Raw genomic sequence first — 12,568 nt, forward strand, 5'->3', positions numbered from 1 at the left:
CATATGACCACACAACAACAGATCAATATCGCTGCACCACGGTCCGGCGACATTGACCCTAAATATATTCGTCAATCTGCGTCATCCAGCTCGAACTGGGAAATGTTCAAGTGGCTGTTCATGCGCATCTCTGGACCAATCCTGTTGGTCTTAATCTTCACGCACCTGTTCACCAACTTGATGCTTGGTGACGGCGTGCACGGTCTGAACTTCGGGCTGGTCGCCGGTAAATGGGCCTCCCCGCTCTGGCAGATCTGGGACCTGGTCATGCTGTGGTTAGCAATGATCCACGGCACCATTGGTGTCGCCACGATCATTGACGACTACACCAAAAAAGACCGCACCCGTGTTGCATTCAAAGTTGCCCTGTACCTGGCGTCCATCACCATCGTTGTACTCGGTACCTTGGTGATTTTCACCTTCGAACCATGCATGACCGACGCTGCAGGCAACTTGTTAGACAACTCGCCAAGCTTCTGCTTCAACCAGTAAGCACCCGAAGCACAAGACTTAAGAAAGAAGACTTCATCTGATGCAAGTACATAAGTACGATGTCGTGATTGTCGGTGCCGGTGGCGCTGGCATGCGCGCAGCCATCGAAGCCGGACAGCGTGCACGAACTGCGGTATTGACCAAGCTGTACCCAACCCGTTCACATACCGGCGCTGCTCAGGGTGGTATGTGTGCTGCTCTGGCAAACGTTGAAGAAGACAACTGGGAATGGCACACCTTCGATACCGTCAAAGGTGGCGACTACATTGTCGACCAGGACGCCGCTGAGGTCATGGCCAAAGAGGCCATTGACGCCGTCCTGGACCTTGAAAAAATGGGTCTGCCGTTCAACCGTACGCCGGAAGGCAAAATCGACCAGCGTCGTTTCGGTGGCCACACCCGTGACCACGGGAAAGCCCCGGTGCGTCGCGCCTGCTATGCAGCCGACCGTACCGGTCACATGATTCTGCAGACCCTCTACCAGAACTGTGTTAAGCACAACGTCGAGTTCTACAACGAGTTCTACGTCCTCGATCTGCTGATGGTCGAAGAAGACGCCACTCGAGAAGACGGCACCCCATACAAGCAAAAGCGCGTAGCAGGTGTCGTTTCTTATGAACTAGCCACCGGTGAGCTGCACATCTTCCAGGCCAAATCCGTTGTCTTTGCAACTGGTGGTGCAGGCAAGGTCTTCAAGACCACCTCGAATGCCCACACCCTGACCGGTGACGGCATGGCCATTGCCTACCGTCACGGTATCCCACTGGAAGACATGGAATTCATCCAGTTCCACCCAACCGGTCTGGCAGGCCTTGGCATTCTGTTGTCTGAAGCGGCCCGTGGCGAAGGTGGTATCCTGCGAAACGCCGACGGTGAGCGCTTCATGGAACGCTATGCCCCAACCATTAAAGACTTGGCTCCGCGTGACATTGTGGCCCGTTCGATGGCAAACGAAGTGCGCGAAGGCCGCGGTGCAGGCCCGAATAAGGACTACGTCCTGCTCGACCTGACCCACCTGGAACCTGAGCACATCGACGCCAAACTTCCAGATATTACCGAGTTCGCTCGAACCTACCTGGGTGTCGAACCATACACCGAACCAGTCCCGGTGTTCCCAACCTGTCACTACGTGATGGGTGGTATCCCAACCGACATCGAAGCCAATGTCCTGCAAGACAATGACACCCGCATCCCGGGCCTGTTTGCTGCTGGTGAGGTTGCTTGTGTTTCCGTACACGGCGCAAACCGTCTGGGGACTAATTCCCTGCTGGACATCAACGTCTTTGGTCGTCGCGCCGGCATCTATGCCGCGGAATACGCCAAGGATGCTGACTTCGTTGACCTGCCTGAAAATGGTGAAAACTTCCTGGTCAACCAGATCGAATCGCTGCGTTCTGCAGAAGGTACCGAAAAAGTCGGTGAACTTCGAGCTGAACTGCAAGAAGTTATGGACGCCAACATGCAGGTGTTCCGTACCGAAGAATCGATCCGCCTCGCAATCGACAAGATTGAAGAATTGCGCGAACGCTACAAGAACGTAGCCGTTCAAGATAAGGGCAAACGCTACAACCTGGACCTGCTGGAAGGTCTGGAACTGGGCTACCTGCTAGATATTGCAGAAGCCATGTCAGTTGCAGCGCTACACCGTCCTGAGTCTCGCGGTGGTCACTACCGCGAAGACTACCCAGATCGTGATGACGAAAACTGGATGGTTCACTCGATGCTCTACCGCGACGAAAACGCGGAGACCGAAGGCGTCAAGGGCATCCGCTTTGATACCAAAGACGTTGTCATGACCCGCTACGAGCCGATGGAGCGTAAGTACTAATGACTACCACATTAGAACCAACCAACAATACGGAAGAAGTGGGTGCGGTCGAGTCCTTCACCGTGACCATGCAAGTCCGCCGTTACCAGCCAGAATTCCACGAGGAAGCCTACTGGGATACCTGGACCATCGAGATGTACGGCACCGACCGTGTTCTCGACGCCCTGCACAAGATCAAATGGGAAATCGATGGTACCCTGACGTTCCGTCGTTCTTGTGCCCACGGTATTTGTGGTTCCGACGCCATGCGTATCAACGGTGTCAACCGTCTGGCCTGTAAAGTCCTGCTCAAGGATCTGGATCTCTCCAAGCCTGTGACAGTAGAACCCATCAAAGGCCTACCGGTCGAAAAAGACATGATCGTCGACATGGAACCATTCTTCCAGTCCTACCGCGAAATCATGCCTTTCCTGATCGCCGACGAATCCCGCGAACCAACCCGCGAACGTCTGCAGTCAGCAGAGGCACGCGAACGTTTCGATGACACCACCAAGTGCATTCTGTGCGCTGCGTGCACATCGTCCTGCCCCGTCTTCTGGACCGACGGCCAGTACTTCGGCCCCGCAGCTATCGTCAACGCACACCGCTTCATCTTCGATGACCGTGACGAAGGTGGCGACATGCGCCTTGAGGTACTCAACGATAAAGAAGGCGTATGGCGCTGCCGTACCACCTTTAACTGCACCGAAGCATGCCCACGTGGCATTCAGGTCACCAAAGCTATTGCAGAGGTCAAGCAGGCCATCCTGGCCCGCAACATCTAACGGCATCTAGCACTGACTGCGGGGATGGAAGCACTTGCTGCTTCCATCCCCGCAGTCATTTAACACGCACATCGCTCTGGTCTCTCGGTCAGCATGTCGACAATTTCACCGCTCCTACCTGTCATCGACCCGGGTCTGAACGTCACATTTTCCGAAGGGTAGAGGGCCCCGACAGGTCGCAGTCTTGGCTATTACGAGCTCTCAAGGGTTCCAGTTGATACCCAATAACGGCAAAATCAGTACAAAGATCAACCATCTGACAAGGACCGGTCCTGCAAGGAGCTGATGGCATGCTAAACCGTCTGCACGATCTGTTGCGGCTACGTACCTCACCACCCATATTCTTTGGTGCAGCCTTCATCATCATCGTTTTCGTCGTCCTGACGATTACGGTCACAGAGTGGATGGACTCAATTGTCTCCACGGCCTCAAACTGGCTCTACACCAATCTGGGCTGGTTCTACATCTTCGGTGTCACACTCTTTTTACTCTTTTTGATCTTCATCGCCCTGAGCCGCTTCGGACGGGTCAAACTCGGCCGGGACGACGAGCCACCCGAACACTCCGGCGCCGCATGGTTCGCGATGCTCTTCGCCGCCGGCATCGGCAGTATTCTGATGTTCTGGGGCGTTGCAGAGCCCGTCAGCCACTTCGGCGAACCACCACGCGGACCATCCTTAGGTATCGAAGCTGAAACAGCCGAAGCAGCAGTCGATGCGATGAACTTCACGTATTATCACTTCACCCTCCACACGTGGACGATCTTCGCACTCCCCTCGCTGTGTTTCGCCTACTTCATCCATAAACGCAACCTGCCCCCGCGTGTGAGCTCGATCTTCCAGCCCATCCTCGGCGAACGCATCCACGGACCCATCGGAAAACTCATCGACATCGTCGCTATCATCGGAACGGTCTTTGGGATCGCGGTCTCCCTCGGCCTGGGAGTCTTACAGATCAATAGCGGGATCAATCGACTCTTCGGCGTCTCGGAATCGGCCATATGGCAACTAGTCATCATCGGCGTCGTCGGCGGGGCCTCAATGATCTCCGTAGCACTCGGCCTCGATAAGGGCATCAAGCGGCTGTCGAACTTTAACATTTGGATGGCCGTTGCGCTATTAGCCTTCATCTTGGTGACCGGCTCAACCTTGTTCGTCCTCAAAGGCACCTTCGAGTCGCTGGGTAGTTATGTCATGCACCTGCCGGAACTTGCATTATGGAACGACACATTCGCCAACACCGGGTGGCAGTCCTCCTGGACGGTGTTTTACTGGGCCTGGACGATCACGTGGTCGCCGTTTGTAGGAATATTTATCGCCCGAATTTCCAAGGGCCGTACCATCCGCCAGTTCGTCTCTGGCGTCTTAGCGGTTCCGGCTGGATTCTCGGTAATCTGGTTTGGCATCTTCGGTCACGCTTCATTTGACATCGAGCTCAATGGCGAGGGAGGCATCGTGGAGACCGTGGTCGAAGAAGGTGACATCCCCGGAGCCCTCTTCGCGTTTCTTGAGCACTTTCCCGCCTCCGGATTCGTGTCGATCATTGCCATCATCTTGGTGACCATCTTCTTTATCACCTCGGTTGACTCTGCAGCCCTGGTCACCGACACGATGGCCAACGGCCACGAAGACTTCAATCCGTTACGCCAACGCGTCTTCTGGGCGATCGCCATGGCCGTTATCACCGCAACACTGCTGGTTTTCTCCGGTTCCGGCGGGCTGGAGGCTCTTCAAGAGTTCGTGGTACTGGTCGGCTTGCCGTTCTTTATCATGGGGTATTTCCAGATGTATGCCATGTACCGGGCGCTCCGCGAAGATGCGAGCGAATTGCCCGCGATGCGTACCCGTCAGTGGAAGAAGGTCCTGCCACCAGAAGAGATTGAACGACGTAAAGGTGATGAGGATTTTGAGGGCGAAGATGCGGTCGTGGAACCGCAAGCCGAAGAAGAAGCCCCGGTAATGCGAGACCCCTATATTCCTAAACGGGTCATGGGTCCTCGCGGCACACTCTCGGCCCGCACAGGATCAGCTCAGATCATCCGTCCTCAAGCCAATCGCCCTCATCGCAGCAAGCATGCTAAACCGCCGACCAGAGATGCCGACGGGCACTAACGTACTGCCGTCGGCTGGATTAATGTACTAAAGCGAGGGGAGTCTGCGAGCTAACACGACGTCTTGAGCAACCACTCCCCCGACATCGAACGTTCGGGTACCAATATGTTGAAAGCCTGCACGTTCATAGAAACCGATCGCCCGGGCATTCGCCGCATTCGTTCCCAGCCACATCCATTCCTGCTTGGACGTGACGTACTGTTCCATCAGGTGGTTCATCATCTTTTTGGACACTCCTGCCCCGTGGAATTCTGGATGCACATAGAATTTCGACAGCATGACCGTGGTCTCGACGGGCAGATCCATTTCCAATTGTGCATTATCGGGCAGTTCGCCCTCGACACACACTGTATAGCCAACCAACATGGCGCCGTCGGTTGCAACCAGAACGTAGCAGTCGTCGCGGGTAATCCAGTCTGCGAAGACATCAGCATTCAGCTCATTTTTGATGAACTGTTCAATGGCGGCTCGATCCATTTCCGGCGGGCACGCTAGTGGGAAGGTGCGTGCTGCCAGTGGTACTAGCTCATGGATGTCCGTGAGTTTTGCTTTACGAATGCTGACGCTCATAAAGTCCTAGTCTAATGTCCTGACATGCCGGCCGGTTGAATCTGAGGAAAGCCCCTCGCGTTGAGACTGCCGATCATTAGGACGGCGCCTGTGGTCCGTTCTTTTTGGTGTACCACTCGTAGACTTCTCGGCGGAAAGCCAAGGCTAAAACCCATCCGGCAGCGATGAGCTGCGCCAAGCTCATAGCGAGACCGACGACATCAGAAAATCCGGTGGCAACGACTTGAGCGAAGCTCTGTACCGCTAACACGGCCGCGAGAACCGCGAGGACCACGGCGATCCAACGAGCCCAATTCATCGACCGCAGAACACCAAACCAGGTGCCGCCATAGACCACAAGAGTGATAATCACCAGCGTGAGGTATGAGCTGCTCAGTGAGGACACGGGGATGGTGGTGCCATCACCGAGGTCAATAACTGCACCTTCGGCAGCCGGCAACAGCGTAATGATGTAGTTGATGAGCTGGACAGCAACCATCAACAGACTAAGGAAGAAGAAAGCGATGCCAAAATTCTTCGCCTGTCGTGGTTTTGTACCGGCTGCCTTACGCATCTGCGAATCACTTTCTCAACGAGTTATCATGAACGGTGCCAGTTTCAGCACATCGTTGTCCACACTATCCACCCCCCCGGATGCTCGACCATCCGGAGTAATAATTTGGGCCGGTCAGCTCAGCTGACCGGCCCAAAACAAGTGTTATGAACGCATTAGCCTTGGAGAGACTTATGGAGAGCAAACCAGCGATGGGTTTGTTTATCTAAAGCCTGAATGATCCACCAGATAGTCACCAAGACAATGACCCAGTTGATGATGGTGCCGAAGAGTATCATGCCTGATTGGGCACCGTAATCGGTGGCGAACAACAAACTGTAAGCAGATGAGATCAAAAACAGGATGGCTAGGACCAAGCCCATGAAGCGTGCCCAGTTGCGATTCGCGCGCAGACCCAGACCAACGATAACAAACAGCACCACATTGATGGCCAGGAGAACGATGGCCATGACCAGCGTTGCAGCAAAGGCTGTATCGAGCATCTGAGGGGTCATCGCTTGGTATTCATTGGGCGGTAGATAGGCTTCCAAATAAGCAGCCGGACCTGCAGTCTGCATGGCGACAATGCCAATCACTCCCGCGAGCACGTGCAGAATCATAAGCACCCACACGAGGCTCTTGGTCAAGCGAGCGCTGCGCGGTTCGGTACCGATATTGGTCATATCGGTTGGTGAATATGGGGTCGTACCGTATTTATTTTCTGGTGTGTCAGTCATCAGCATTCCTCTTCATTTCGCAGTACTCCAGGTAGTGGAATACTAGTCATACCGTAGGGCTTCGATAGGATCTTTGGTTGCGGCTCGTCGTGCTGGTAGCGTCCCCGCCAAAAATGCGATGCCAATAATCACCAGGGCAATAACCAGCAACGCCAGCGGCTCTATTGCATATAACGTTAGTCCAGGAACTGAATCCAGCGGCCCGTTGATTAGCAAGGCGTTACCAACAACGCCAACCACACTGCCAAGACCTATCCCAATAACCGAACCGAGCAAACCGATCACAATAGCTTCGGTTGAAAACAGGGTGAAGACTTTCCCGCTGGTCATCCCTAGCGCCTTGTATAGGCCAATCTGTCGGGTGCGTTCCTGCACAGAAATCAACAGGGTGTTGACGATGCCAAAGCTTGCTGCCAGCAGTGCGATCAGCGCGAAGCCATTGAATACCCAAGTAATCGCATCAATGATTCCGCCAATGAAGCCCATTTGGTCTTCAACGGTCTGGCCGACCATGTCGATCTCTTCAAGATCAGCCTTAATCTGCGCTTCGTTTGTGGCTAGATCATGGACGGTGGCCATGGCCTGGATATAGGTGAACGGAATGGTCGTGCCGCCGGCGGTGTTATTGATCTCCGCAATCTGCTGGGTCAGCCCAAAGGATGGGATCGGAGACGTGCCTGCACCGGTGATCGTTTCTTCAGCCACGCCCACAACGGTGGCCTCGATGGTTTCCGCATTGCCCTCGAGATCTTGGGCCGTAATGATGACTTCTTGATCGATGACATCGTCTGCGTTGGCGACGTCGTCAATATCAAAAGCTGACAACCAGGAGGTAGGGATAACAAGCTCATAGGCGTCTTCGGCATTTGAGCCCGGCCCACCCGCAGCATATTCCACCATGCTCTGCTCTGAAGCGAAGCCAGCCGAGGGCACCGTGTATCGTGTGCCATCAGGAGTCTCGAGGTATTCGATATCAACAAAAATCACCGGATCGACAAATTCGATGTTCTCAATTTGTTCGATTTCCTCGATATCTTCTTCATCCATGGAGGGGATGCCGAAATCTGAGACGGTCCCTTGAGCATCTGGATCATACTCTTGGGGTTCACCGGCGGTCAGCCCCACGTTGGCGTCCATGGTTTGGGCGGGCATGACCGACACCTGGTTAGTGTCGCCCATCGCATCAACTTGCGCATCTATGTACTTATTGATGCCTGCCCCAATGCCGGAGGTCATGGTCAGGGTAAAAGCACCAATGACGACGGCGATGACGGTCAGAAAGGTGCGCAGCTTGGTGCGCATCGTATTAGCTAGTGCCGTGGTAAAAATGTCGCGGAGTTTCATGCGTTCACCACCGAGTCTTCAATGATCTGACCGTCTTGAATGCGTATTTGGCGAGCGCATTTGGCAGCAAGATCTTCATCGTGGGTGACCACGATCAGTGTCTGGCCTTGCTCATTGAGTCCAAACAGAATGTCTTCGACAACGGCGGAGGTTTCTGAATCAAGGTTGCCGGTAGGTTCGTCGGCAAACAGGATTTCTGGGGAGTTGATGAGTGCCCGGGCAATAGAGACGCGCTGCTGTTGCCCACCAGAAAGGTTGATGGCCTTAGCCTTGAGCTTGTCGCCCATCTCTAACATTTCGAGGATTTCGGTCCCCTGACGGTGACGTTCTGCCTTAGGGACTTTGGCGATTTTCAGCGGTAGGGTGGCATTTTCTAGCACGGTTTCATGGGCATTGAGAAAGAACTGTTGGAAGACAAACCCGAAGGTGGTGTTTCGGACCTTGGCGATTTGTTTGGGTTTAAGATCTGAGACGACCTGGCCGCGCATCGCAACGACGCCTGAAGTCGGTTGGTCAAGCAGGGCGAGCAGGTGCATCAGGGTCGATTTTCCCGACCCAGATTTCCCGATGATCGCAACCGATTCACCCTGGTGGATTTCAAAGGTGAGACCTTGGAGGGCTGCGACGCGGTTTTCGCCGGTGCCAAATACCCGCACGAGGTTTTCAGTTTCTAATAGTGGTGGGCTTTCAAGAGGAGAAGCAGTCACGATGGTCCCTTTAAGACAGTTTTTTTGGATCTAGTAAGTAGTCTGCCAAAATACGTTCCTGCTGACTTCCACTTCGCGACTGATCTTTTGCTACGTCTGCGGGATGAGTTCACTGCAGGTGGGCAACCGTTCCCGATCAGTCGGTCGCCTGATCTTTCGTCAAATGCGGTGACGAGCATTGTCGTGAGATGCCGCCAAGACCAGGCATTGTTCAATCACTTCGGCAGTTGGGCTTAGTAACGAACCAAGTCGGAGTGGAATTACTGGCAGATTCAAGTTCTCTGCGCACCACCTCCAAAAAAGCGCCCGACGATACCGGTCCTAGTACAACCGTGGATCTCGAATGCTTGTCGTCCCCCACAGCAGTAGCCATTCACCCGCTTCACAGGGCCAGCGTCAATGTCATGCACGCGAATGTCTTGACCGCGTGACGGGGTGCTCGGATAATGAAAGCACCATGAACGCAAAGCACCGGGACCGGTATGCTCCCGTTCACGTGAAACCGATGTGAAAACAGTTGAAAGGACATTTTCCACTACGTCTAGCCGCATTGGGCACCGATGCGCATCGAATAAGGGCCTAAAGTATGAGCCTTCTGGCCATTCAGTTGCTGGGTTATTTCATAGATCACACTTCTGGGCTCGTACTGGCGGCTATCTGCAGACGGAACTCCTTGTCCCGGTACGCTCCATCCCCGCGCAGCAACCTGCAGAACATCCGGCAGCAGGCCACCTGGAATTTCCTCATGGATGTACGTTGAGAGGAAAGTATCATGTCTACATTCGACAGCACACCCACTTCCCCGCCGCCTACCTATCCCCCGCAGCCGGCCCGGATGAAAGCGGGCCACTGGGTTCTGTTGATCATCGGCGTTCTACTTGCTCTGCTCGGGTTGGTCCTGTGCGTCATTGGGATAACCGCTATGACAGTGGATGCCGCTCAGCGTGATGGACAATATATAACTTTTGAATCTGAAAAAATACAGACGACAGGCTACGCTGTGCTGAGCCCATCCGTAGTCGTGATCCCTGATGAGCTCGGGAGCCCAACAGTGCCTGCGCCCGGGGACATAGCCAATCTGCAGGTGCGGGTTACGTCAAGCGTCCCAGACCAGGAGATCTTTGTTGGTATTGGACCAGCCTCGGATGTCGCTACCTATTTGCAGGATGTTCCGCATTCTGAGTTGGGACATGAGTCATGGAATCATGACGGAACCAAGTTGTTCTCTTCGCCAAGGAGTGCCGAGGCACCTGTAACTCAAGGAACCAGCGTCCCAACAGATCCAACAGGGCAAACATTTTGGACCCAATCTGCATCGGGTACTGGTACTCAGGAAATCACCTGGGATTTTGAACCTGGCCAGTGGTCACTGGTCATTATGAATGCGGATGCGTCAAGACCCGTGTGGGTGGACGTTCAGGCCGGGGTGCGCTCAGATCTCGCCCATGACGTGTTCGGATCCGTGGGCATAGGCCTATTCCTGACCGGACTAGCCGCCTTCGCAGTGGGCATTGTGCTGCTATTGCTTGGGGCGGCCGGCTTAGGGCGTTCCATCGATCCGGTCCTGGCGGCAGGGACTCAGCACAACGAACCGCCGTCCACGGTGTACCCAGTCCGCCTTACCGGTCATCTCATTGAGCCGTTATCGCGGTGGCTTTGGCTTGTGAAATGGCTCTTGGCAATCCCGCACTTTATCATCCTGGCGTTGTTGGGTTTCGCCTTGGTAGCCACAACGATTGCCTCCGGCTTTACCATTCTATTCACAGCGCGGTATCCGAGACCGTGGTTTGCATTTAGCGTCGGAGTCCTGCGCTGGACGTGGCGCGTGGGGTTTTATTCATACTCGGCGCTTGGAACAGACCGCTATCCACCGTTCACACTGGCATCCGTGGATTACCCAGCAGATTTCGATGTGGCGTATCCTGAACGACTCTCCAGAGGACTGGTTCTGGTCAAATGGTGGCTGTTGGCCATTCCACATGTGATCATTGTCGGCATTTTGACCACGGGTAGCATGGGGGCGACCTGGGTCATGTCCACCGAAGCGGATACTTGGGTCCAAACCTCCAGTGGGGTGCCTTCGTTGTTGGGCGTGTTAGTACTCATCACCGCCTTGATCCTGTTGTTCACGGCCAACTACAGGGCAGGGTTGTTTGCTCTGATCATGGGAATTAACCGGTGGGCCTACCGAGTGTCCTCATACGTGTTGCTCTTGCGCGATGATTACCCGCCCTTCCGACTGGACCAGGGGCCTGTCGAACCGCCATTCTTGGAGCCCGACCCCTCGAGTTCCAAACCGGTGACACGCTAAAGCTCCGGCCAATCGACTGGATGCTGGAACGCAAAAGCACGGTAACGGATGCTCATATCCTTGACCGTGCTTTCAATCGCTGTATAACAGGACTTAGCGCGCTAGTGGAAGAAACCCACTCTTTTTGTAGACGTCATCCAGGACAGGGGCTGCGACACTCCGTGCCTTTTCTGCCCCCAAGGCCAGGATCCGGTCAAGTTCTGCCGGATCATCAAGCAGTTCCAGTGCCCGTGTGCGGATCGGGGTCAGACGGTCAGTCACAGCTTCAGCCAGGTCGACCTTGAGGTGACCGTACATCTTGCCTTCATAGGCCTTGACGAGGTCATCGACACTTCGGTCGGTGACGGCGGCAAAGATATCCAACAGGTTCGACACACCTGGTTTATTGGCTCGGTCGTAGTAGATTTCTGTGCCCGCATCGGTCACCGCCGACTTAATGCGTTTGGCGGTGACTTTCGGTTCGTCCAGGATATTAATCAGCCCGTTGGGTGATTGCGCGGATTTTGACATCTTGGCGGTTGGTTCTTGGAGGTCATAGATCCGTGCGCCAGCCTCGGGATAGAAACCGACGGGCACCACAAAGGTTTCCCCGTGACGGTGATTGAAACGCTGCGCCAACGTACGGGTCAGCTCGATGTGTTGACGCTGGTCATCGCCCACTGGGACACCGTGCGGCTGGTATAGCAGGATATCTGCGGCCATGAGCATCGGATAGGTAAATAAGCCCACTCCGGCAGCGTCCACACCATCGCGGGCGGATTTGTCCTTGAACTGGGTCATGCGCGATGCCTCACCCATGCCGGTCATACACGTCAGAATCCACGTTAGCTGGGTGTGTTCTGGGATGTGCGACTGCACAAACAGCGTTGAACGTTCCGGATCGATGCCCGCGGCAATGTATTGTGCAGCGGCTACCCGGGTCCGTTTCGTCAGATCTTCGGGATCCTGGGGCACCGTGATGGCGTGCAGATCCGGAATGAAATAGAAGGCTTCAAAGTCCTCTTGGACTTTGACCCAGTTGACTAAAGCGCCCAGGTAGTTGCCCAGGTGCAACGAGTCCGCTGACGGTTGCATCCCTGACAACACCCGAGGGTGTGCTGCAGCCGAGGTGAGGTGGGCAGTCTTGGTGAGGTCAGTGGCAAGGATATCGGCCGGTGTTGGTTGGCTGGTGG

11 protein-coding genes are annotated in these 12,568 nt (G+C 54.8%); 5 read left to right on the forward strand and 6 right to left on the reverse strand.

Annotation, left to right across the window (positions count from 1 at the left end):
* Nucleotides 1-3: 3 nt before the first annotated feature.
* From FB556_RS08870 to FB556_RS08885, 4 genes are all read left to right on the forward strand, one after another.
* Complete coding sequence (locus FB556_RS08870; protein WP_141866883.1) at nt 4-492, forward strand: succinate dehydrogenase hydrophobic membrane anchor subunit; 489 nt, start codon at nt 4-6, stop codon at nt 490-492.
* 40 nt (nt 493-532) lie between these two features.
* Nucleotides 533-2,320 (forward strand): succinate dehydrogenase flavoprotein subunit, encoded by a 1,788-nt coding sequence (gene sdhA, locus FB556_RS08875; RefSeq protein ID WP_141866885.1) that lies wholly within the window; start codon nt 533-535, stop codon nt 2,318-2,320.
* The gene (locus tag FB556_RS08880) at nt 2,320-3,084 is read left to right on the forward strand and encodes a succinate dehydrogenase iron-sulfur subunit (protein ID WP_141866887.1); all 765 of its coding nucleotides are present in this window, start codon (nt 2,320-2,322) and stop codon (nt 3,082-3,084) included. Before sdhA ends, FB556_RS08880 begins: the two co-directional genes overlap by 1 nt.
* A gap of 290 nt (nt 3,085-3,374) precedes the next feature.
* Nucleotides 3,375-5,195 (forward strand): BCCT family transporter, encoded by a 1,821-nt coding sequence (locus FB556_RS08885; RefSeq protein WP_141866889.1) that lies wholly within the window; start codon nt 3,375-3,377, stop codon nt 5,193-5,195.
* Nucleotides 5,196-5,222: 27 nt separating this feature from the next.
* Here the strand turns inward: FB556_RS08885 and FB556_RS08890 are convergent, their stop codons facing one another.
* From FB556_RS08890 to FB556_RS08910, 5 genes are all read right to left on the reverse strand, one after another.
* The gene (locus FB556_RS08890) at nt 5,223-5,765 is read right to left on the reverse strand and encodes a GNAT family N-acetyltransferase (RefSeq protein ID WP_141866892.1); all 543 of its coding nucleotides are present in this window, start codon (nt 5,763-5,765) and stop codon (nt 5,223-5,225) included.
* Nucleotides 5,766-5,841: 76 nt separating this feature from the next.
* On the reverse strand, nt 5,842-6,318 hold the full coding sequence (locus tag FB556_RS08895; RefSeq protein ID WP_141866894.1) for a hypothetical protein: 477 nt from the start codon (nt 6,316-6,318) through the stop codon (nt 5,842-5,844).
* A 155-nt stretch (nt 6,319-6,473) separates the two neighbouring features.
* Nucleotides 6,474-7,034 carry a hypothetical protein gene (locus tag FB556_RS08900; protein WP_141866896.1) on the reverse strand — a complete coding sequence of 187 codons (561 nt, stop codon included), beginning with the start codon at nt 7,032-7,034 and terminating at the stop codon, nt 6,474-6,476.
* Nucleotides 7,035-7,076: 42 nt separating this feature from the next.
* Nucleotides 7,077-8,378, reverse strand: coding sequence for an ABC transporter permease (locus FB556_RS08905; RefSeq protein ID WP_141866898.1), 1,302 nt, complete (start codon nt 8,376-8,378; stop codon nt 7,077-7,079).
* Nucleotides 8,375-9,085, reverse strand: a complete 711-nt coding sequence (locus FB556_RS08910) for an ABC transporter ATP-binding protein (protein WP_246057332.1) — start codon at nt 9,083-9,085, stop codon at nt 8,375-8,377. The genes FB556_RS08905 and FB556_RS08910 overlap by 4 nt, the downstream gene beginning before the upstream one ends.
* A gap of 772 nt (nt 9,086-9,857) precedes the next feature.
* Here FB556_RS08910 and FB556_RS08915 point away from each other — a divergent pair.
* A complete protein-coding gene (locus tag FB556_RS08915; protein ID WP_246057334.1) occupies nt 9,858-11,396 on the forward strand; it encodes a DUF4389 domain-containing protein in 1,539 nt (512 codons plus the stop codon).
* 93 nt (nt 11,397-11,489) lie between these two features.
* Here FB556_RS08915 and trpS read toward each other — a convergent pair whose 3' ends face one another.
* Nucleotides 11,490-12,542 (reverse strand): tryptophan--tRNA ligase, encoded by a 1,053-nt coding sequence (gene trpS, locus FB556_RS08920; protein ID WP_281280496.1) that lies wholly within the window; start codon nt 12,540-12,542, stop codon nt 11,490-11,492.
* Between the last annotated feature and the right edge of the window lie 26 nt (nt 12,543-12,568).

The organism is Enteractinococcus coprophilus (assembly GCF_006716305.1).
Classification (GTDB): domain Bacteria; phylum Actinomycetota; class Actinomycetes; order Actinomycetales; family Micrococcaceae; genus Yaniella; species Yaniella coprophila.